Consider the following 22,389-nt stretch of genomic DNA (forward strand, 5'->3'; position numbering starts at 1 on the left):
GCTAGCAAGGTGGGGATCATGACTACGCCGAACCAACCGATGTAAATCCGGTTGTTGGTGCTGGTGATCCACTCACAAAATCTATCCCATACGTTGGCGCTTTCGCGGCGTTGTAAGGTTGCTGTCATTGTTTTATAAATGCGGTTATTCGTGGATGAATTAGGTAGGTTTGACTACCTGTTACACATCTTAAAGAATTTATTGCGTTTTGTAAAGTACTTTCAGAAAAAACTTTATCTTGGGATTTACGCACTTGCAACAGAAAATTCCCAATCTAGTTAAGAGGGATTGGGCATTGGGAAAAATGCATCTCCGATCGCAACTGTTGGGTGGGTGTCTATTGCCAAATGTTTCAAGATTTTTAACTCTATATCTATTGCCCTGCTTACCTTCCAGAGTTTTATCTTTTAATCCTTTTATTCAGAATGGAGAGTTACAGAAGAGGGATAACTCAGCATTAGCTAGGTTGGGAGTGTTACTGCCAACCCTTTTGGGTTCGGTAATGAAGATTGTAGAAAGCATACGATGGGCGGGGACTAAAGTTCCTCTTGCTGCTTATTCGGATGGTTATTGGGAGAAAGCGATCGCCCTTCACAACTGTAATGACTTACTTAACAAGTTCGCTTCCTGAATAAGTTTTCGCAAGCAGAACTAGGGCAGATTTAGTGTAGAGATTATTTTAAAACTTCAAAAGCCCTACCATTAAACGATTTCAGCACTCCAAACTCCCACTCGCGGGGTTTTTCTTTGAATTAGTGATATCTACGACAAGCTTATACGCAAGTCAAATCTACTAAGCCTGTAATACCTTAAACCACTTATTCAAAACGCTGCTAATGGTTTTCTTAATCTCATGCTTCCGATTCCACTTCTGGAATGCCATTTCATACTCTTCACCTTTGACTTGAAAGGTATTCCAGACATCCAACCCTACAGGTAATCCGCAAAATAGCAAAATGTACAGCGACCAAGAAATTCCACCACCAGTAATTAAATCAAGCAGTATAAAAAAGCCATTAAGGATTGCGTAATTCCCTAAACGTTTCTGAAATCTTCTGATGCGGTAAGCGTCAAAAGCTTTTCGTTGTTGAACTTGACCTTGTTGTACTAGCCAATCGCGTTCTGCTAATTTTAAAGAATCAGGTGAAATTTCTAACTCGGAAGCAATTTCTAATATCTGCTCGTAAGAAAATTCTGTATCTTTGTCATTAGCTTGACGAGCGATCGCTAAGTGCAGAATTTGGTGTACATCTTCTTGGCTATAAGAGCGGATGCTTTGAGGTTCAAACGCCGTCATAATTCTTTCTCTTAATATTACTTTTAATAGAAATTTGCTGCCCGATAGATTTTAAGCAGCTACGCCACTACTCTTTCTATTATCTCTACATTAGCAAATCTGAATGTTGTCGCGCGTCTAAATGTATTGGATTTTTAACTTTGCTCGGATCTACTCAGGACTGAGCAATACTAAACTGTGGTTGTCGATAGGTGTAAATATCTTGAATAACTTGCACTTAAGCTACAGGTAACTTACCAGCATTGGGCATTGCTTATTTCTCCCCCACTCCCCTCAATATAAAGACTCTCCAAACATCCGATCCTATTGGGATGCAGCAGAGCATAATAACGAAAGAACAAGCATTAACAAGGATGTAACCCAATGGTTGAAGGAAATGGATCGATTCGTACCCTATCGGTTGATATTGGTGGTAGTGGCGTTAAAGCTATGGTTTTAGATATTACGGGGACTCCTGTAACAGAAAGAGCGCGTTTAGATACACCTCAACCTGCTACACCGGAGGTTGTAATTAATGCAATTGTTGTCTTAGCTGCGGCTCAAGGTGAATTTCATCGCGTTTCAGTCGGTTTTCCTGGTGTGGTGCGGTGTGGAGTCACAGAAACGGCGGTAAACTTACATCCAGATTGGATTGGATTTGATTTGGAAACAGCATTATTAAAACATTTAAATAAACCTGTACGGGTGATTAATGATGCAGACATGCAGGGGTTGGGTGCGATCGCAGGTAAAGGCGTAGAACTGGTGATTACTCTGGGTACAGGGTTTGGTTCGGCTTTATTTGTAGACGGAAAGCTAGTACCAAATATGGAAATGGGGCATCATCCGTTTCGCAAAGGAGAGACTTTTGAGCAGCAGTTAGGGCGTGCAGAGTTAGAAAAAATTGGTGATAAAAGATGGAATAGGCGTTTAGAAAAGGCGATCGCATCCTTGCAACATCTGTTCAATTATGATTACCTTTACATTGGCGGCGGTGAAGCTGTGAGAGTAAATTTCCAGTTACCGTTAAATGTGAAACTCATCCCCAATATCACTGGTTTATTAGGCGGTATTGCTTTGTGGCGAGATGAAAAAAGGTAAAAAGTTTTTCAGCATCCACAACTAAATGTACAGTGTACTAAGTAATGTCTCCCACAGGCTTACATATAGACGGTGCTGCGGGAAGCCACTCCGTGTCTATGCGTCCTTAGCGGTAGTCTGCGGTAAGCCGCTTTGTACCTACGTTAAAAAAATTGACTTTGGCAAAGAGTTTTAGTCTTAACTCAACTGTATTGCCCTATAATTTTGGAATATCAGGAAGTCTACGCCTGTGGTCAAGCTTACATTAATTGCATGAAACAGATATATTATTTGTGGTCACACCTTTGACATAATCTTGCAATATCTTTGTCAATAGGATCTGTAATAGTTAGCTCATCAAACTGTTTAACGGAACTAGGCAGGCAATCCCTGCCTTTTTTAATCAATGTTCTCTAGTACTGCATTCTCTTGCTATTTAGTTATGGGCGATTTCCCTTTACCTGAGAATTACTAAGAGAAAAACCTCGACGCGTAGGTTTAATACTAGCTAATTCCACCTGAAAACTTACCTTGTCGGTCATTTCCCCGCTTCTTGCTTCCAAAGTCCACTTACCCGAACGCAAATTCCAAAATAAAGAATTAGCTGAGTTTATATCTAACTTTTCGCCATTTAGCCACCATTCTACAGGCACAGATTTATTTCCCGCTAGCTTAAATTCGAGTTTTTGCTTCGCTTCTTCACCTGGATATAGTAAGAATAAATCGCCATGATGGGGAGATAAAATTCTGAAATTGCTAGAAACAAAACTTGATTGCTGTTGTTTGGCCAACCACTCATTATACTCTGGTGGTAAATTAAATTGATTGTCACCTTCGTAGGCAATTTTATCTTCAGGATAGAAATATTCCTGCACCACTGAGGTACAATCTGGTGTTGGTCGTAATCCCGAAATTGCACAAATAGGTAATTGCACTAAACCTTCTGGAGATGGAAAAGCTGCTGGTTCTTGATGTTCGTGCAGGTGTAACATAATCCGATTCCACAAAGGTGCAGCCCCTGTCACACCTGAAACTTGTCGCATCGGTTCGCCGTTGAAATTGCCTACCCAAGTAGCAACGGTGTAATCAGTAGTGAAGCCAACTGTCCAAGTATCCCGAAAATTGGAAGAAGTGCCAGTTTTAACAGCAACAGGAAAGGGTAAATTTAACACAGAGTCTACGCCAAAGGCTGTTGCACGAGCATGATTATCACTGAGAATGTTAGTAATTAATTGCCATATCGTCGTTGAATTTTGAATTTTACATCGTACATTTAGTGTGCCTTTAGCGCAACTTGGATTTTGAATTGGAGAATCGGAAAATGTGCTGACTATTGGGGTAGCATCTCCAAGTCGTGCTATGGTCAGGTAGGCACGGGCTAATTCCCATAAACTGACTTCGCCACTACCCAAGGTTAAACCCAAACCATAATGTTCTGGGCTTTGATTGAGGTGTTCAAATCCGAGTTGATGCAGTCGTTCTAAGAAGGTTTCCACACCTACTTTCTCTAACACCCTCACTGCGGGTACATTCAACGAATTTGCTAAAGCTATTCGCACCCGCACAGGGCCAAGAAACTTTTCGGTGTAATCTGTTGGGCTGTAAAGTCTCGCACCGGGAATTGCATAACGGGCGGGGACATCTGCCAAAATTGTATTTGGGCGAATTAAGCCTTTTTCTAAAGCTAATTCATACACAAAAGGTTTGAGGGTAGAACCTGGTTGACGTAGCGCCTGCACTCCATCATTGCGTCCTAATTTGGCTTCGTTAAAGTAATCAGGCGAACCAACATAAGCCAAAACTTCACCAGTATGATTGTCAATTACCAACGCAGCCGCATCGTGGACATTGTTAGCGGCGAGAGAAGAAATTACCTGCTGTAACTGTGCTTCGACAAACTGCTGTAAGGGGCGATTTATAGTTGTGCGAATAACAGATTTATCCCCCCAGCCCTGGTTTTCAAGGGGGGTTGGGGGGATTTGATTGGCTAACCAAAATAGAAAGTGTGGTGCGGCGATAATTCCCCGTGGGCGAGACTGAAACACAACTTTTTCGGCGGATGTTCGGGCTGCGTAGCTTGCCGCCGTAGGCATCGCACCACTGATATACCCTTCCTGTACCATACGATTAAGGACGTATTTTTGTCGCTGCTTTAACCTTTCCCAATGCTCATAAGGGTTAAAATATGTGGGATTATTGGGAATAGCCGCCAACAAACTAGCTTGGGCAAGATTTAACTCACTCGCTGGGATAGAAAAATAAGTCTGCGCGGCTGCTTCCACACCATATATATTCCCGCCCATTGGTAGGCGGTTAATATATGCAGAGAGAATTTCATCTTTATTCATCCCTGCTACTAACCGCCAAGATAGCCAAATTTCACTCAGTTTACCAGAGAAACTGCGGGGCACAGGATCTAGCATCCGCGCCAACTGCATAGTAATAGTGGAAGCACCGGAAACAATTCTTTTGGCGTGCATTGCTTCTTTGCTGGCGCGGATAACAGCTTTCATATCCAACGCCCCATGATGGTAAAAGCTACCATCTTCGGCGGCTAAAATGGCATGGGTGAACTGGGGCGAAACCTGATTTAGTGGGACTACTGATGTATGTTCTTGGTCACGGGTGAGCAATGTTCCTAATGGTAAACCATTGCGATCGCTAAATTGCATTGCCAGTTGATTTTGGGCAATATCTGCGGCCCGAACGGGCGCAAAATAAGGTAGTAAGCGGATAATTAGGCAGATTACCAGCACAGACAGGACAACTTTGATACTGAGCTTAAATTGGAATAGCGATCGTAAAATTAGTTTCATCAGGGAATCCCTGCCCAAGAAAACTTACCTTAATTTTGACGCAGCGATTACATCTATATCAGTAAATATGTCAAATCCTTAATAATTTATTTGAAATCACTTAGCAGATGTAAATTAATATTTGCAGAAGTTAAATACTTATTAATAGTTAAGAATTGTAGTGATTTTTCGGAACAATCATACGGGATTGGTTATCTATGTAAATAAACATAGTTAAATCCAAATTCCGGGTAAAAAATAGTTGTCTGGCATCCTTTACTAGTGTTGGCATTACCAACTCAATGAGGTAATGCAAAATTTTACTTGCTATAATTTGTGAATTTTTTATTTTGAATTACTAAAAAAGATGATTATCAGATTTTTACTCAGTTCCTACCATAAAATTCTCTATCTCTTCCTTAGCGCCCTTCGCAGTAGTCTGCGGCAAGCAGAAGCGTCTACGTTAAAAAAAATTAAGTATTCTTCAAGGCAGAAGAGAAGAATACAATTTCTTCTTCTCTTTACATTCATGCTAGCCATGACAGGGTGTAATTTTTTTAGTATCAACTCAAATAAAGAACAACTCCCAGTAGTATCCCCCCTAACCCCACCAAAATTACCAGACTGGATTGAACAAATAAGTCCCATTGGCGATGCCAAACCTCTCAACCAAATCCGCATCCGTTTTAAAGAAGCTTTAATTCCAGTTGAAAGTCTCGACAATCCAGAACAGCAGAAAATATTAGAAAAATTTGCCCTTTGGCCGCCTTTACCCGGTCAATTTCGCTTTTTGACACCGCGCATGGTGGGTTTTCAAGCTGAGAAAGCATTGCCAATAGCCACAAGATTTCAAGTCACTCTCAAAGCAGGTTTAGCCGACTTAAAAAATCATCGGCTAGATAAAGATTTACCCTGGACTTTCAACACCGAATCTATCAACCTAACTAATTTACCCGGTGTAAATCCCATTGAGAAGGGTGATATCGAACCAATTGATTTACAACAAAAGCTACAATTTACTTCCAACGTAGAATTAAACTTACCTTCTGTACAAGAACATTTACAGTTAATTCCTCAAGGACAAAACAAGGGTGTCGGCTTCAAAGTCGAATTAAACAAAGAAGAAAAACCAGTAAAAAATGAAGAAGACCCTTTAGAGAAATTTGACCCTTCAGCCCGCAATTGGATTTATAACCTCATTCCCCAGCAAAATCTCGAAAAAGCAACCCCTTATCGTCTAGTCTTTTCTCCTGGAATACTCCCTGCTTATGGCAATCTCCCTACAGAGAAAGAATTTGCCAGTAAGTTAGCAACTTATTCACCTTTGGCATTCCAGAAAATTAACTTTTACGGACAGCCGGATTCAGGTGGAACTTTTGGACGATTTATTAAAGGCAGTCCTCAGCTAGAATTTAATAACGTTTTACTGGCAGATTCAGCCAAAGAAAGTATTACTATTAATCCAGCACCAAAAGACATTTCAAGAATCCTCCAAATAAATGATGAAGATAAAATTGTCGGCATCAATCCTTATGCACTAGAACCTGCCAAAACTTATACAATTACTATCGGCGAAAATCTCAAAGATAAGTTTGGGCAGACTTTGGGCAAACCTGTAACGCTTAAATATGATACTGGAGATTTAGCCGGGGATATCTGGGTACCATCAGATTTGAATATTTTCCCTACCGATAAAAATTTACAGCTAAATATTACTACAGGAAATCTCCCAGAATCTAAATATAAAGCAGCTTATCGAGTAGTTAAACCAACAGATTTAGTTTATTTTAATAATAGTAATGATTTATTACCTCAACCTTCTGATTGGCAAAGCTTTAAGGTATCGGGTAAGAAAAATCAATCCGTCGATATTGCTGTTCCTCTGCGGGAAAAAATAAGTGCAGCCACAGGAATGTTAGCTTATGGAGTGCAAGCCCGGACTAATAAATATCAGGAAAATGGAAAGGAACTGTGGCGAGAACCTACCACTTATGGCTTAGTTGAATTGACGAATTTGGGCGTATTTACTCAATGGTTCCCTGAGTCAGGCTTAATTCGCGTCAATCATTTGACAGATGGTTCGCCAGTTCAAGCGGCTACTGTGGAAATTTATCAATCAAAATTACAAGCAAAATCTCAACCCGAACCAGTACCTTGTACAACTGGTAAAACTGATGAAAATGGAATTTTTAGAATTGTTCGTGAAGGATTACAGAAATGTTATTCTGGCAATGAAAGTTCTAGTAAATCACCACAATTATTAGTAATTGCCCGTGAAAACCAAGATTGGGCATTCGCTAGAACTGAAGAATATAGCGGCGTTTATGGCTACGGTATTGATGCAGGTTGGCAAGATAGTAAGCCAGAATCACGCGGCGTAATTTTTTCAGACAGACAGTTATATCAACCAGGTGAAAAAGCTTGGTTAACTGGGTTTGCTGGCTTTTTACAAAATGGCACAATTCAGCAAGATAAAAATGCCGTTTACCAATTAACTTTGGTAAATCCTGATGGGCAAAAGACCAACTTAGGTACGCAAACTACAAATGAATTTGGCACGTTTTCTCTGGAATTGCCAATTAAAACTACTCAGCGCCTAGGCTATCATACAATCCAGGCTAAGGGTAAGAATGGACAAGAACTTTCTGGAGAATTTCGGGTAGCTGAGTTTAAGCCACCAAATTTTAAAGTCGAACTCAACTTAGATAAAGAATTTGCTTACATTGACGAGAAAGTTGATATTAATGCCACTAGTAATTATTTATTTGGTGCGCCTGTAGAAGGTGGAGAAGCAAAATACTTTATTACTCGCCAACAGGCTAATTTTATTCCCAAAGGTTGGGACGAATTTACTTTTGGTCGGCAATGGCTATGGCCGGAAGAATCTCCTAGTATATCTAGTGATGTGTTGCAAACTAATGCCCAGCTAGATGCTAATGGTAAAAGTAGTCAAACCGTGAGTGTGGCTAATGATTTGCCATATCCTATGACTTACCAAGTAGATGTGCAAGTTGCAGATGTTTCTAATTTATCTGTAGCGAATTCTAAAACTTTTACAGCCTTACCAAGTAATCGTCTAATTGGGTTAAAAAGTAATTTTATTACTGATGCGGGTAAGGCTTTCCCTATTGATGTGGTTGTTACCGACCCTACAGGAAAAGCGATAACAGGTCAACCATTGCGCCTGGAATTACAAGAGATTAAATATAGTAGCGTCACCGAATTAGTTGAAGGTAGCCGAACGCCAAAAAATCAAGTTGAATATAAAACAGTCGGACAAGCAGAAATTACATCTGCTAGCAGTCCACAATCGGTAAATTTGACAGCACCAGAATCTGGTTCATACCGGATTAGAGTTAATTTTAGTGATGCAAAATCAGAATTAAGCGCCACAGATTTACAAATTTGGGCAACTGGAGAAAATCCAGTATTTTGGGGTTCGAGAGAAAAAGATGTCTTAGAGGTTAAGCTAGATAAACAAGAGTTTAAACCTGGTGAAACTGCTACTGTACTAATTCAATCTCCCTATCCAGATGCAGAATTGTACTTTGCTGTGATTAAAGACAAACCCCTTTATCAGCAGATTACCAAAGTTCAGGGAAGCGCACCACAAATTCAGTTTCAAGTTACGCCAGAAATGCTGCCAAATGCAGCCATTGAAGCTATTTTAGTCAGGCAAGGTAAACCCATAAGCCAAGTGGAAGCAGGAAGTTTAGATAACTTGGTGAAGATTGGTTTTACACCTTTTAAAGTCAACTTAGAAGATAAGTATTTAAAACTGCAAGTTAAGCCAGTGCAAGCATCATTAGAACCTGGTGCAGAAGCAACAGTACAGCTAGAACTAAAGGATAATCAAGGAAATCCCACCAAAGGACAGTTTACAGTCATGGTGGTAAATGAAGCCGTGTTACAACTTTCTGGTTATCGCCCACCAGATTTGGTAGATACAGTTTATGCAGAACAGACAATATCTACCCGCTTTAGCGATAATCGCCCGGATGTAATATTACAACCACAAGATGTAGCTAAACCCAAAGGTTGGGGTTATGGCGGTGGTTTCTCAACTGGTGCAGCAAATACTCGCACTCGCACTGATTTTAAAGCCTTAGCTTACTACAACGGTTCTGTCCTTACCGATGCAAATGGGAATGCACAGATAACTTTTAAATTGCCGGATGATTTAACTACATGGCGAGTTATGGCTGTGGCCACCGATGGAAATCTGCGTTTCGGGAATGGAGACGCGACGTTTATCACCACCAAGCCACTGCTAACTAATGCCATTTTGCCACAATTTGCCCGTCCAGGCGATCGCATCCTTGCCGGTTTATCTGTAACTAACAACACCGGGAATACAGGAAATCTCTCTATTAATGGCGAACTTAGCGGTAATGTGAAGTTTGCTGAGAAAAATCCCACAGCTAGTTCTTTGCAAACCAAAGCTGAATCGGCAACTCATGCTTATCGCTTTCCCATGCTGGCGGATAGCGTTGGAGTTGCTAAAGTCCGCTTTACCACTCAGCTAAATGGTACAACCGCAGATGCTTTTGAAGTACCTTTGGAAATTAAGCCAATTGAAATTACAGAACAAGTTGTTGAAACTGGTGTCACTGAAAAACAGGTGAAAATTCCTCTGAATGTTGATAAAAATACCTTCCCTGATGCGGGAGGTTTAGATATTCAGTTGGCGAGTACTTTGATACCGGAGATTCAAGCCCCAGCAAAGCAGGTTTTAGAAGATAATGATTTGCCGTTTACAGAACCGGCGGCAAGTCAGTTACTAATTGCTGCTAATCTGCAAACTATCGCTCAAAAATATGGTCAAACATTTGTAGAATTTAATCCTAGCCAACAGGCAAATAAAGCTATTGAACAATTACAAAAACTTCAAATAGCCGATGGTGGTTTTGCTGCTTTCCCCGGACAAGAAAAATCCGACCCTTGGGTTTCTTCTTATGCGGGTGAATCTTTGGCTAAAGCCAGTCAGGTATTCCCTAATTTAGCCAATTCTGCAATGCTGTCTCGCCTGAAAGCTTATTTGCAAAAAGTTCTAGCGAATCCTGGAGAATATGACTTTTGTAAACAACTACTCTGTAAAAGGCAACTGCAACTTAACGCTTTAATCGCCCTATCAGATTTAGGAGATAAACGCAATACTTTCCTCGCAGATATTAATGAACAGCGCAATAATTTTGATTTAGTAACTCAAATTAAACTAGCACGATACTTATCTCAATTCCCAGAATGGCAAAATGAATCTCAACAATTAGTAAACAAGCTGCAACAGAATATCTATGAAACTGGCCGCACAGCAGTTGTAAGTTTACCCAGCAGTTGGGGATGGATGAGTTCATCTACAACAACGCAAGCGCAAGCTTTACGTTTATTTATTGCCAAGCAGAGTAAACCCGAAGTTATAGATAAGTTATTCCAAAGTCTTCTCGCACTGCGACGGGATGGTACATGGCAAACTAACTATAACAATGCCCAAGCATTAACAGCTTTGGTAGATTATAGTCAACTGCAACCCACACCACCTAACTTTCTTGCCACTGTACAATTAGCCAGTAATAAGTTAGGAGAAAATCGCTTTGAAGGTTACAAAAATCCTAGCTTACAAATAATTGTGCCGATGAATCTATTACCTCGTGGTCGTAATGATTTAACGCTGCAAAAAGCAGGTAATGGTACCTTACACTATCTGGTTGCTTATAATTATCGCTTGCAAGGAAATCAACCAGGCAGATTTAACGGGTTACGCATAACGCGAGGAATTAGTCAAGTAAATGAAGAGAAAGTTTTACAAAAAACAGGAATTTACGCTTTCGATAAACCCTTGACTTTAGCCTCTGGACAGGTGTTTGATATTGGTTTAGAAATCATCGCCGATCGCAGCGTGGATCATATAGTAATTAAAGATCCGCTACCAGCCGGTTTTGAGGCGGTGGATGCAAGTTTTCAAACTACCACGGCTGCATTACAAGCAAAAGCCGATAACTGGGAACTTGGCTTTAGGAATATCTACCGCGATCGCATTATCGCCTACGCTGACCACCTGGAACCAGGAGTTTATAGCCTGCATTACTTAGTCCGTTCTGTTACCCCTGGAACATTTTCTTGGCCTGGTGCAGAAGTTCACCTGCAATATGCACCAGAAGAATTTGGGCGCACAGCTGAGTCTACATTGGTGGTTGAGGATAAGTCGTGAATTTGGAAACTTATACTGTATATGAAACATCAGTGTAAGTAGTTCACTTACAAAAAGAGAGATATGCGAATTCTAATTATGGAAAGCAGTATGTTGTTGCTCCTGACTGCGATAACAACTGGCTGTGTCAGTTCTCCCTCTGTTACCAAACAGACACAAGCCTTACCAGCAATCACTGAACAGCCTACGAAAGAAGCTGTGTTGACCTCAACACCAACACCGACTGGAAAAACTACAGACAACTCTACCCCTGAAGCCACTATTGCCAAAAATCCGCCGCGCTGTGAAACCAACCAATTGTCAGTCCGCCGAGTCTCCGAAGATGCTGGTGTTGGGAATGTTGCCCTCACCTACGCCTTCACCAATAATGCCTCATCCCCTTGCACCCTCTACGGTTATCCAGGATTGGCACTACTGGATGCACAAGGCCAACCTTTGGAAGGGGTTAAAGTTATCCGTTCCAAGGACACTTACTTTTCAAGTAAGCAACCTCGACAACAAGTAACTCTAGCTCCCGGAAAACAAGCCTCATTTCAGTTAGCATACAACCACATTAGTTCGCCACAGCAAAACTGCCCAATCTCTAGTAAGATTGAAATCACGCCTCCTAATGCTTACCAGCACTTGAGCGTCACACAAGAAATCAAGCCTTGTACAGGCAAAGTCAGAGTGACTCCGGTGCAAGCTGTTACCACTCAACCCTAGTAAATTTATGTAATTTACTAAAATACCCAGAAATAGCATAAATTTAATTAGAGCCTCTGATAAGTCCAGTATTGTACTGTTCAAAAAGGTTAAGAATTTTATGCAAGGAATTGATGTTGCCGATCAAGACGGCAGAGTAGATTGGACGGCTGTAAAAAACTCTGGTAAAACCTTTGCGTTTGTCAAAGCTACAGAAGGAGTTAGCATTAAAGACTCTGCTTTTGCTCATCACTGGCAGACGATGAAAACTGTTGGTATTATTCGGGGTGCTTATCATTTCTTTCACCCTCATACATCTGACCCAGTTCAGCAAGCGAAGGAATTCTTAAAAACTTTGGGGCAATTAGAACCCGGAGACTTACCACCAGTTTTGGATGTAGAGGTAACTGACAAAGGAAATAGCCAAACTGTAATTAATGCAGCCAAACAGTGGTTAGCAGAGGTGGAAAAAGCCCTTTTACAACAAACAAAAAAACCAATTAAGCCAATCATTTATACCTTCCCCAGTTTTTGGCAAGAAATTGGCAATCCCTCTGATTTTGGTAATTATCCATTATGGATTGCCCACTATGGAACCCAAAACCCAAGTATTCCTAGCGCTTGGCAGGGGCAATACCTAATCCATCAATATGCAGGTGATATCTCTGGTGTAACTGGTGTTAGTGGTCGAGCCGATTTGAATCGATTTAATGGATTGCAGCTAGGAGATTCTGGGCTAAGAGTAAAACAATTACAACAGCAATTAAAAGATATTGGATTATACACTAATGCTATCGATGGGCATTTTTCTGATTCAGTTAAAAATGCAATTGTTAGTTTCCAAACATCTAAAAAATTGCAAGCTGATGGAATTATCGGTATAAAAACTTGGGTAGCTTTACTGTGGATTTAGAACGGATAAGTCTACTCAATAAATAGACCCACACTCACCATCAAATAGGTTTAAACATAGGTGATGCTTTAGAGGATGTTTGAGAAATCATCTTTTCAGTATCAAAAGTTATAAATCCTCCTAAATCCTCTTGAAAAAGCAGGACTTTGATTCTGGTTCCACCCTTTTTAAGGGCGTTAGTGGGTATCTAAAAACGCCTAAAGTTACAGCAAAACACTTGTTCATTCAACCTCTTGTGTCTTTATTTTGATTAGCAAGCGCAGTTGTTTTAAATATTAGCTACTTATTGAAAATCCCTCACGTTACTTTGAGGGCTTTTTAATAAGTAGCTAGGCGCAAATAAATTAAAGTTTGTAATAAGGACTTTAGTCCTAGTAAAACTTGCTATGAACGATGAATTACTCACTGCCAATCAGTCTCTAAAAGCGTTGTTAATTATACTTAGACTATATGTATCTTTATATATGACTAGTATCTTGAAATGCACAAAAGTGAGATTTTACTTGAAAAAAACCTTTAAGAATTCGTTTGAGTGAATTAAACTTAACCCGCCTGATAGCTATAGTCACTTCTACCCACTGTCGTTTTCTTTGACTTGCTTCTGGATAATCTTCACTCAGCATCTCGACTGGTAATAAATACATCTTGACCCGGTAAATTTTGCCTCCTTTGCGGTACTTGTAACTTCCCAGTTCATTTACGTCTACTTGCCCAATCACCCCTGCTTCTTCCCACGCCTCTTTGGCTGCTGATGCAGGCGGACTCATGCCATTAGAAATATCTCCTTTCGGAATCACCCAGTGCTGAAAGTTACGGGTCGTGATTAGCAAGATTTCAACTTTGCCATTGTTCACTCTATAAGGAATCACCCCAGACTGTTTAAACACTTTGCTGACTTTGCGACTCATGTAATTTGCATCCTGTACGGTGTAGCTTTTTTGTATAATGTTTATTTCAAAAAGTCTAACGCTGATACCGGATAAATCTTGGTTAAACTTAGGTTATAAAAAGGTTAAATATATTTTATTTCTATAAGAGTTAATTTTTGAGCGTTTTTTATTAATCTCGTCATATCGTTGTCCAGGTATAGCTTAGAAATAGCTAAGAAGTAAGTGGGCAATAATAAATTAAACTATATTAAGCAATATAAAATCATTTAAATTGACTTGTAGTAAGCAACTTTAGCCCTAACTATCAACCTTTGATTATTTACGCCCACTTACTTAAACTTTGCCGCCTAGACAAGAGACCGAACCTCTCAGTTGCATTCCCGATCGGAGACTAGGAAGTAAATTATAAAGTTTTAAAAGGGTCGATCTGAAGTTGAGGCAGATGAAAAGTGTTTTGTCTTTACCACGTGTTGCACTTATATGAGAATTGCAAGATGTATGGTTTTAATATAAAGTCAACTTACTTAAAAAGTGTACTCCTGATGACCTATTGACAAATGCAGCACTCTTCAAAAAATCGTATTTTCTCCCAGACAGTCAGAAGATATGCCAGGAATTTAATTAACTTGACTTTTCCAAATTTTGGTAGATATACAGCGAAGATATTGTATTTAAATCTACTTTTTTATGCTCATCTTCATCTTCATCTTCATCTTCATTAGTATTTTTAAACATGACTGTAAATGCACCAGCCCCTAACCTGTCTTGAGGAAACATTCGATAACAAGGCATTGTAGTTAAATGCGACTGATATTTAGATAAATTACTAATTTCCATCGCTTGAAAATGGGGAAAGCGTTCTAAAAACCACTCACAAACTTGCTCATTTTCTTCGGGTGAATAAGTGCAAGTCATATAAGCTAAATAGCCTTGTGGGGAAACAAGTTTAGCAGAGTTAGCTATAATGCGCTTTTGCCGATTTGCACTTTTATTAATAGCAGTTGGGTGAAAACATCCAGGTGCTTTTTCACCTTTAGCAAGCAAAGATTGTCCAGTACAAGGAGCATCTACAATTACTAGATTGCTACAGCCGGGAAACATTTCGGCAAATATACTTGAATCTCTATTAACTACTGCACTAGAGCTAATCTGGCAACGCTTCAAATTAGAAATTAGCATTCCTAGACGTTTACCAATTACTTCATTACTGATGAGTAACTCTGGTTGTAAAGCTTTCCAAGCGAAGATACTTTTACCTCCTGGTGCGGCACACATATCGAAAACTAAACGTATTGACTGAGGAATTGCTAACAAAGTGGTAGCTGCAAATACCGAAGAAAAATCTAAACAATAGAAATATCCTTGTTGATGCAAGGGATGCTGACCGGGTTTTTCTCCCAGAGATAAACGGTCTATAAATTGTGGTTGCCAATAGGTTGGTGTTTCTACTGCTAAAGGCAAAGTTTCAGGCTTTTGTTGACACCAAAGAATACTAGGTAAAAAAGGCTGTGGATTCATTAAAGCCTCAATAAACTTTTCTTGTTCATCTAAATTAACGAACAAACGCCGCGAGACTTTAAGTAATAAATTAGAAGGTTTTTCCATCTGGATATATACAATACCAATTTTCAATCATCTGTAACCTGACTTCCTTAATTACTAATTACGAATTAGTAAAATTAGGTTGTATCAAAATCTAAATCAAACTGTTACATGAGAACAATGTAATCAAGGCTTTTGGCTTCATACTCAAAATATAATGACCGCCATTCAGAACGCAATGGCCAAGCTACCCCACTGCACCGGAGAAGGTCATGTTCTTAGATAGTTTTCCGCAAAAGTTACGCAAAGAAGCACAATTATGGAGGGATGAAGGATTAATTAGTTCTTCGCTGTATGAGCAAATAGCAGAACGTTATCAATTTAAAAACCTGGAAGCTGCTGCACGCGATCGCAATAAAGCGATCGCCATTGCTGTAGGCAGCATCCTTTTATGCTTAGGCATAATTACCTTTGTATCAGGAAACTGGCAAGGAGGATCGCGAGAAGTCAAATTTATTCTGATGATGAGTTTGTTTTTTGCGATCGCTATCACCGGTTTTTACAATTGGAGACCACCTGAAGGAAAGAAGCCAGAACGAAGCAAACGCATACTGGGAGAAGGGTTGCTCATTTTAAGTGCCTTCATCTTCGGTGCAAATTTACTACTGATGGCCCAGATGTTCAATATCGTCGGTTCAACTTCCCAACTGTTTCTCGCCTGGGGGTTGGGTGTTGTGGTGATGGCCTTCAGTTTGTCCATAAATTCTTTAGGAATTCTGTCAATTGTCCTCGTGGAAATCGGTTATTGGACTGGGCTAGAAGACTTATGGTACGCTTCTGGTGAGTTAACTTGGTCGCGGTTAGTGGTGCAGCATCTGCCTTTATTGGCATGGCTAGTGTTTGTCCCCTTAGCCTACTTTTGCCGATCGCGTTGGATTTTTGCTCTAGCAGCCTTTGTTTTTGCTAGTTCCCTACAAGCTAACCTTAATCCTCTGCCACTGCTGAATTATGCTGATATAGCCCCTTGGGTGGCATCTTTTGCTTTTGCACTCCCACCTGCATTATTCTGGAGTTATGACGATTTACTGTTTCCAACCATAAATTATAGGTTATTTCAATCTCTAGCCCGTAATTTAGCATTGGTAAGCTTCGGCCTTGTCTTTTACGTTCTGTCTTTTCGTTGGGTTTGGGAATCTCCAAATTATGGTTATAATCAACCAACGAACGTCACAAACTTATTTCAATCTCTGCCGATCGTTGATTTGGGGATTCTCAGTGGCTTGGTGGTATTGCAATGGTTGTTTCTACTGCGTCAAAGAAATAACCCTCCGCGCCGCGAAGTGATTTTCACAACTGCTGTTATTGGTACTTTCCTTGCCTTTATTGCCATAGCACCTTTTTGGCATCAAACTATCAGCCGGATTGATGAACTTGGTGTTTTTATTTTCAATGTACTTCTAGCAACATTAGCCTGGGGACTAATTCAAGAAGGATTGAAATTAAGCAACAGAAGTTCCTTTTGGGGCGGTATGCTGTTAGTAACACTGCAAATTATCAGTCGCGTGCAAGAGTACGATACCGACTTACTTTTCAAGTCTCTAGTCTTTATCTTGTGCGGTTCCGCTTTAATTAGCGCTGGATTGTGGTTTGAACGCCGCTTACCTGGTGGCTCTACCTCTGCTAGTAAGAAGTAGTACAGTTTTAGATTTTGGTGCGATTCCAGCGCAACTTTAATTTTGGATTGAAGGAAAAATCTAAAATCTAAAATCTAAAAATCTCTGTGCGTCAAAGTTTTTAAAGTTTCTCTGCGTCAGTCCTAATCTCTTTACTTTTGACCTCTTCAAGACCTCTGCTTTTTAGGACTACGCTCATGACTAATAGTTCTTCTGAATCTAAGAATAAAACCTTGTCTCCCGAAGCGGAATTCTCCAATAAGGTAACTTTTCGGGATTACTTGATTGCTAGCGAACAAAAATCGAATAAACCCTTACCTTTTTGGCGGTTACTAGCTCCCTTAGCGCTGCAAACAGGGTTAATTATGGCAGTTCCAGCCCAAGCTGTTTATACAGATGTCACAGGTAAAACGGTGATTTTGCAAACCGTACCTATAGACCCGAACAATGTATTAGATGGTAACACCTTAGCGCTAGATTACAACATATCCCGTACCGCAAATTTGAGTAGATTACCTGGTTGGCAAACATTAGTCAGCAAAGGTAGGGGAAGCGGCAGAAGATTGCCGGATGGAACCAATATTTACGTGACTTTGCAAGAACAACTATCCACTGGTCGCGGTGTTCCTAGAGCTTGGAGACCGTTACGAGTCAGTAGCGATCGCCCCACAACTCTCAGAGCCAATCAGGTAGCCTTAAAAGGTGTTTATCAGGATGGTTCAGTTAACTACGGCTTGGAAACATATTACATCCCAGAAAACCAACGCCAGCAGATTACTAACGATTTGCGAACCCAACGCGCCCGCAGAGGACAAGTACCCCCTATTGTGGTGAAAGCGAAAGTAGATCCGCAGGGTAAAGCAGTGCCGGTTAGTATGTGGGTGCGCGATCGCAACTATCGCTTTTAAGCTGTTAGGCGTGTAAACATGCAAGATTTTTCTCTAAAGTTCTGAGCGCCGACTTCCGACGCTCAGAATTTTCTGTTTGTCATTAGACATCTCAAAAAAAGAATGTAGAGACTTAGCATTGCTGAGTCTCTACAAGGGTTCTGGATAACGCATAATTAATTTCACCAGATGTCTGACTACTACTAAGGCACAATCAGCACTGGACAAGGGGAAAGGTTAATCACACGAGTGGTCACACTATCATCCGCTCCCTCTTCAGTTAAGCCTAGCCCCCGACAGCCCATGATAATTAAATCAGCCCCAATTTCATCAGCGACATCGCAGATAGTAAAAGCTGGTTTACCTTGCCTTTCCAAGATTTCGGATTGAATTCCTTGCCCAGAGAATAAAGATTGGGCGCTTTCTAGCAGTTTAGCAACTACCTCTGGTGACACCATCGGATCTGCACTAGGCGCATCTTTTGGTGGTTCTTCTACCACAGACAGCAGCACCAAGCGACTGCTGTACTTTTTGACTACGTTGGTAACAACGTCAGCAGCTTCCCGCGTTTCCCGGCTTTGATCGATCGGAAATAGTACTGTCTTAAATATCTCTGTCACTTGGGTACCCCTGACTCCGGTAAAATCTTGATGGTTCTACTTTCAAAACAATAACAAAAAGGCAATCAGGAGAGTTTGGTGTGTCCAAAAAAAGTTTAGCAAGTTTATCTTCGGCTGATATCTCTGGGAAACGTGCCTTAGTGCGGGTTGACTTTAATGTGCCTGTGGACGATCGAGGCAACATTACCGACGATACTCGCATTCGTGCCGCTCTACCAACCATCCAAGATTTGACGCAGAAGGGAGCTAAGGTCATTCTCGCCAGCCATTTTGGCCGTCCCAAGGGTGTGGATGACAAATTACGCCTAACTCCCGTTGCCAAGCGTCTGTCTGAGTTACTGGGGCAAGAAGTCATTAAAACTGATGACTCCATTGGTGATGAAGTTGCGGCTAAAGTTGCCGCACTGCAAAATGGCCAAGTGCTGTTACTAGAAAATGTCCGTTTTTATCCAGAAGAAGAGAAAAACGACCCAGAATTTGCGAAAAAATTGGCAGCTAATGCTGATTTTTATGTAAATGATGCTTTTGGGACTGCACACCGCGCCCATGCTTCTACTGAAGGTGTAACTAAATTCCTCAGCCCTTCTGTGGCTGGATATTTGGTTGAGAAGGAATTGCAATATCTGCAAAATGCCATTGAAAATCCCCAACGTCCTTTGGCGGCAATTATTGGCGGTTCCAAGGTTTCCAGCAAAATTGGCGTAATTGAAACGCTACTGGAGAAGTGCGACAAGCTAATCATTGGCGGTGGGATGATTTTCACCTTCTACAAAGCCCGTGGTTTGAATGTCGGTAAGTCGCTGGTGGAAGAAGACAAGCTGGAACTAGCGAAGTCTTTGGAAGCTAAGGCTAAGGAACGGGGTGTTGCTTTACTATTACCCACAGATGTGGTATTAGCAGATAATTTTGCCCCTGATGCAAATTCTCAAACCGTCAGCATTGAGAATATCCCTGATGGTTGGATGGGTTTAGATATTGGGCCAGACTCGGTGAAATTTTTCCAAGAAGCCCTTGCAGATACCAAAACGGTAATTTGGAACGGGCCAATGGGTGTGTTTGAGTTTGATAAGTTTGCAGCAGGTACGGAAGCGATCGCTCATACCCTCGCCGAAATCGGTAAAACTGGCACAACCACCATCATTGGCGGTGGTGACTCAGTAGCGGCTGTGGAAAAAGTTGGTTTAGCAGACCAAATGAGCCACATTTCCACTGGTGGCGGCGCTAGCTTAGAGTTACTTGAAGGCAAGATATTGCCCGGAATTGCGGCTTTAGATGATGCGTAATTAGGGAATGGGGAATGGGGAATGGGAAATAAGATTAAAAATACTATTTTCCAATCCCCAATGCCCAATCCTCAGTACCCAGTACCCGATCCCCAATCCCTAAATATGGAAACTAAATGGCTGGAATGGGCACAAAAGTTGCAAGCGATCGCTCAAAATGGTCTAACCTATTCTGAAGGCCCTTTTGATATTGAACGCTATAAGCAATTACGAGCGATCGCCACAGAAATCATGGCGACTTTCTCGAATGTAGAACACAGTTATGTCCTCGATTTATTTAGCCGTGAAATCGGGTATGCAACTCCCAAGGTTGACGTGCGAGCAGCGATTTTTCAGGATAATACTATATTGTTAGTTAAAGAAAGAGCCGATGGCTGTTGGACTTTACCTGGTGGATGGGCTGATATTGGCGAGTCGCCCAGTGAAGTAGTTGTGAAAGAAGTATATGAAGAATCTGGATATCAAGCACGGGCTATCAAATTACTAGCAGTCTATGACAGAGATAAACAGGGACATCCCCCGTTTCCGTTTTATGTCTATAAGCTGTTTTTTCACTGTGAAATTATCGGTGGTTCTCCATCATCTAGTATTGAAACTGAAGATGTAGGTTTTTTTGCTGAAGATACTTTACCAGAACTTTCCATCGGACGGGTGACACCAAGACAAATCACCCGACTTTTCCACCATTACCGCAATCTAGATTTACCAACAGATTTTGATTGATTGAAAGTAGCCTTCACCTTAACTATAAAAAGTCAGGTTTACCCTTCCCTCAACGCCCAATTTCAACATTTTCGAGAATGCCGAGTGCGTCGGGGACGAGGACGGCTGCTGAATAGTAAGCGGTAACGAGGTAAGAGATGATGGCCTTTTCGCTGATGCCCATGAATCGGACAGACAAGCTGGGTTGATATTCGTCGGGGATACCAGTTTGATGTAAGCCGATAACGCCCTGGTCTTCCTCGCCAGTGCGGAGTACAAGGATGGAGCTAGTCTGGGTATTGCTGATGGGGATTTTATCACAGGGAAGAATGGGTACGCCCCGCCAAGCGGACACCATACTGCCGTCCAAATCAATGTTTTCTGAATAGATGCCGAGGCGATTGCACTCCCGACCGAAAGCCGCAATGGTACGGGGGTGAGCCAGGAAGAATTTCGACTTCCTCCGCCGAGTCAGCAGTTCGTCGAGGTCGTCGGGGGTGGGTGGCCCGGTACGGGTGTAGATGCGCTGTTTAAGGTCGGCGTTGTGTAACAAACCGAATTGACGGTTGTTGATTAATTCGTGTTCTTGGCGTTCCCGCAATGCCTCAATAGTCAGCCGCAGTTGTTGTTCGGTCTGGTTCATCGGTTGATTATACAGATCCGCCACTCGAGTACTTACTCGCAAGACAGTTTGGGCGACGCTCAACTCATATTCGCGGGGTGAGAGTTCGTAATCTACGAAGGTTCCCGGCAACTCAGTTTCTCCGAGATGCCCCGATGTCACCTCAATGGAGGCTTCTCCATACTTGTTCTGTGGTGCTTGTGGGCGGGTTCTGAAGCGATCGACATGAGCCTGTAGCGCCTCGGACTGGTTGAGCAGATCCCGAAATGCCTGTTGTGGTAGCGCCAATACTGTGGTTCGAGTCAAAGCTTGGATTGTAAACTGCCAACTGCTCTGGGACTCTAGCAACACCTGACCACCAAAATAATCGCCATCGGCTAACACACCCAACACAGGCTGCTCACCATACTTGCCAACAGCAATCTTGTTCACCTTGCCATGTGCGATCAGAAAAAGCTGATTCGCTGCTTGACCTGACTGCACTATGATGTCACCAGGTGCAAATTCCTGCTGAACAAACCGACTCGCCAACGCATTCAACACTTCAACGTCGTCAAATCCTCGCAGCAACGGCAACTCACCAAGTTCCTGGGGAATCACCTGCACCTCGGCTCCAGTGTTAGAGAAACTCAACTGCCCATCACCCACGGTATAGGTCAACCGACGGTTTACCCGATAAGTGCCACCCTTGGTCTGCACCCACGGCAACATCTTTAACAACCACCGCGAGGTAATACCTTGCATCTGTGGTGCAGATTTAGTTGTCGTAGATAAATTACGGGCAGCAGCCGTACTCAAAGTCAGCCGGGAATGCTCATTTTCAACATCTATATTCGATTCAATAGAATCCGTCATCACCTCATCCTCTAGTTAATAACAAAAGTGCCCGACCCAATAGGTTAGAGGTTAAGGTTATAAGACTTTTGTCAAAAAGTAATCTTGCTGAAAAATATTCCCAAATTTGTAGGAAGGAGCGAATCCAATACGGTTCGGTTAAGGTGTTTATTCATCGAAGATCCCCCCAACCCCCCTTCAAAAGGGGGGCTTATAACCATCTTTTACCCCCTTTTGAAGGGGGTCGCCGTAGGCGGGGGGATCTTAACCGAACCGTATTGGGGGCTAATCTCCTTAGAAAAACTGAAAAGTCAGTACAAAACTGATTTTAACCCTGGTTTTTCAGCGTAATTTCTTATTGACAAAGGTCATTTTGCCTT

General features: G+C 41.6%; 15 protein-coding genes and 1 pseudogene. 9 read left to right on the forward strand and 7 right to left on the reverse strand.

Annotated features, from left to right (window positions below; translation table 11 throughout):
• A pseudogene (locus tag CDG77_RS35700) lies at positions 1-128 on the reverse strand (photosystem II q(b) protein); the annotation flags it as partial.
• A gap of 125 nt (positions 129-253) precedes the next feature.
• On the opposite strand from CDG77_RS35700, the gene CDG77_RS23880 reads away from it, so the two are divergent.
• Complete coding sequence (locus CDG77_RS23880; RefSeq protein ID WP_143857082.1) at positions 254-631, forward strand: hypothetical protein; 378 nt, start codon at positions 254-256, stop codon at positions 629-631.
• Between the two features lie 162 nt (positions 632-793).
• Here CDG77_RS23880 and CDG77_RS23885 read toward each other — a convergent pair whose 3' ends face one another.
• On the reverse strand, positions 794-1,297 hold the full coding sequence (locus tag CDG77_RS23885) for a 2TM domain-containing protein (protein ID WP_094331839.1): 504 nt from the start codon (positions 1,295-1,297) through the stop codon (positions 794-796).
• Positions 1,298-1,660: 363 nt separating this feature from the next.
• Between CDG77_RS23885 and CDG77_RS23890 the strand changes: the two genes are divergently transcribed.
• On the forward strand, positions 1,661-2,377 hold the full coding sequence (locus CDG77_RS23890) for an ROK family protein (RefSeq protein WP_094331840.1): 717 nt from the start codon (positions 1,661-1,663) through the stop codon (positions 2,375-2,377).
• A gap of 419 nt (positions 2,378-2,796) precedes the next feature.
• Here CDG77_RS23890 and pbpC read toward each other — a convergent pair whose 3' ends face one another.
• Positions 2,797-5,172, reverse strand: a complete 2,376-nt coding sequence (gene pbpC / locus CDG77_RS23895; protein ID WP_094331841.1) for a penicillin-binding protein 1C — start codon at positions 5,170-5,172, stop codon at positions 2,797-2,799.
• Positions 5,173-5,680: 508 nt separating this feature from the next.
• Between pbpC and CDG77_RS23900 the strand changes: the two genes are divergently transcribed.
• The 3 genes from CDG77_RS23900 to CDG77_RS23910 all read left to right on the forward strand — a co-directional run bounded on the left by CDG77_RS23900 (position 5,681) and on the right by CDG77_RS23910 (position 12,956).
• Positions 5,681-11,359 carry an alpha-2-macroglobulin family protein gene (locus CDG77_RS23900; RefSeq protein WP_190234054.1) on the forward strand — a complete coding sequence of 1,893 codons (5,679 nt, stop codon included), beginning with the start codon at positions 5,681-5,683 and terminating at the stop codon, positions 11,357-11,359.
• 63 nt (positions 11,360-11,422) lie between these two features.
• Positions 11,423-12,064, forward strand: a complete 642-nt coding sequence (locus CDG77_RS23905) for a DUF4232 domain-containing protein (RefSeq protein WP_094331842.1) — start codon at positions 11,423-11,425, stop codon at positions 12,062-12,064.
• A gap of 100 nt (positions 12,065-12,164) precedes the next feature.
• Positions 12,165-12,956, forward strand: coding sequence for a GH25 family lysozyme (locus CDG77_RS23910; protein ID WP_094331843.1), 792 nt, complete (start codon positions 12,165-12,167; stop codon positions 12,954-12,956).
• A gap of 458 nt (positions 12,957-13,414) precedes the next feature.
• On the opposite strand, the gene CDG77_RS23915 is transcribed toward CDG77_RS23910, so the two are convergent.
• Both CDG77_RS23915 and CDG77_RS23920 read right to left on the reverse strand, forming a co-directional pair.
• Positions 13,415-13,864: an NUDIX hydrolase gene (locus tag CDG77_RS23915; RefSeq protein ID WP_094331844.1), complete on the reverse strand. Its 450-nt coding sequence runs from the start codon at positions 13,862-13,864 to the stop codon at positions 13,415-13,417.
• A 603-nt stretch (positions 13,865-14,467) separates the two neighbouring features.
• Positions 14,468-15,451 (reverse strand): RsmB/NOP family class I SAM-dependent RNA methyltransferase, encoded by a 984-nt coding sequence (locus CDG77_RS23920; protein WP_094331845.1) that lies wholly within the window; start codon positions 15,449-15,451, stop codon positions 14,468-14,470.
• 209 nt (positions 15,452-15,660) lie between these two features.
• On the opposite strand from CDG77_RS23920, the gene CDG77_RS23925 reads away from it, so the two are divergent.
• Complete coding sequence (locus CDG77_RS23925; RefSeq protein WP_094331846.1) at positions 15,661-17,082, forward strand: DUF2157 domain-containing protein; 1,422 nt, start codon at positions 15,661-15,663, stop codon at positions 17,080-17,082.
• A 176-nt stretch (positions 17,083-17,258) separates the two neighbouring features.
• A complete protein-coding gene (locus CDG77_RS23930) occupies positions 17,259-17,969 on the forward strand; it encodes a GDYXXLXY domain-containing protein (RefSeq protein WP_094331847.1) in 711 nt (236 codons plus the stop codon).
• Positions 17,970-18,151: 182 nt separating this feature from the next.
• Here the strand turns inward: CDG77_RS23930 and CDG77_RS23935 are convergent, their stop codons facing one another.
• The gene (locus CDG77_RS23935) at positions 18,152-18,559 is read right to left on the reverse strand and encodes a universal stress protein (protein WP_094331853.1); all 408 of its coding nucleotides are present in this window, start codon (positions 18,557-18,559) and stop codon (positions 18,152-18,154) included.
• 89 nt (positions 18,560-18,648) lie between these two features.
• Between CDG77_RS23935 and CDG77_RS23940 the strand changes: the two genes are divergently transcribed.
• Together CDG77_RS23940 and CDG77_RS23945 are read left to right on the forward strand one after the other, a co-directional pair.
• Complete coding sequence (locus CDG77_RS23940; RefSeq protein WP_094331848.1) at positions 18,649-19,851, forward strand: phosphoglycerate kinase; 1,203 nt, start codon at positions 18,649-18,651, stop codon at positions 19,849-19,851.
• Between the two features lie 105 nt (positions 19,852-19,956).
• Positions 19,957-20,574, forward strand: coding sequence for an NUDIX hydrolase (locus CDG77_RS23945; RefSeq protein ID WP_094331854.1), 618 nt, complete (start codon positions 19,957-19,959; stop codon positions 20,572-20,574).
• A gap of 49 nt (positions 20,575-20,623) precedes the next feature.
• Here the strand turns inward: CDG77_RS23945 and CDG77_RS23950 are convergent, their stop codons facing one another.
• Entirely contained in the window at positions 20,624-22,030 is a 1,407-nt protein-coding gene (locus CDG77_RS23950; protein ID WP_094331849.1) for a family 2B encapsulin nanocompartment shell protein, read from the reverse strand.
• Positions 22,031-22,389 lie beyond the last annotated feature (359 nt).

Source organism: Nostoc sp. 'Peltigera membranacea cyanobiont' 213 (genome assembly GCF_002245975.1).
Classification (GTDB): domain Bacteria; phylum Cyanobacteriota; class Cyanobacteriia; order Cyanobacteriales; family Nostocaceae; genus Nostoc.

Excerpts from the sequence above, each read along its gene's own strand:
- CDG77_RS23885 (WP_094331839.1), bottom strand. The coding sequence starts at position 1,297 with ATGACGGCGTTTGAACCTCAAAGCATCCGCTCTTATAGCCAAGAAGAT.
- CDG77_RS23890 (WP_094331840.1), top strand. The coding sequence starts at position 1,661 with ATGGTTGAAGGAAATGGATCGATTCGTACCCTATCGGTTGATATTGGT.
- pbpC (WP_094331841.1), bottom strand. The coding sequence starts at position 5,172 with ATGAAACTAATTTTACGATCGCTATTCCAATTTAAGCTCAGTATCAAA.
- CDG77_RS23900 (WP_190234054.1), top strand. The coding sequence starts at position 5,681 with ATGCTAGCCATGACAGGGTGTAATTTTTTTAGTATCAACTCAAATAAA.
- CDG77_RS23905 (WP_094331842.1), top strand. The coding sequence starts at position 11,423 with ATGCGAATTCTAATTATGGAAAGCAGTATGTTGTTGCTCCTGACTGCG.
- CDG77_RS23910 (WP_094331843.1), top strand. The coding sequence starts at position 12,165 with ATGCAAGGAATTGATGTTGCCGATCAAGACGGCAGAGTAGATTGGACG.
- CDG77_RS23915 (WP_094331844.1), bottom strand. The coding sequence starts at position 13,864 with ATGAGTCGCAAAGTCAGCAAAGTGTTTAAACAGTCTGGGGTGATTCCT.
- CDG77_RS23920 (WP_094331845.1), bottom strand. The coding sequence starts at position 15,451 with ATGGAAAAACCTTCTAATTTATTACTTAAAGTCTCGCGGCGTTTGTTC.
- CDG77_RS23925 (WP_094331846.1), top strand. The coding sequence starts at position 15,661 with ATGTTCTTAGATAGTTTTCCGCAAAAGTTACGCAAAGAAGCACAATTA.
- CDG77_RS23930 (WP_094331847.1), top strand. The coding sequence starts at position 17,259 with ATGACTAATAGTTCTTCTGAATCTAAGAATAAAACCTTGTCTCCCGAA.
- CDG77_RS23945 (WP_094331854.1), top strand. The coding sequence starts at position 19,957 with ATGGAAACTAAATGGCTGGAATGGGCACAAAAGTTGCAAGCGATCGCT.
- CDG77_RS23950 (WP_094331849.1), bottom strand. The coding sequence starts at position 22,030 with ATGACGGATTCTATTGAATCGAATATAGATGTTGAAAATGAGCATTCC.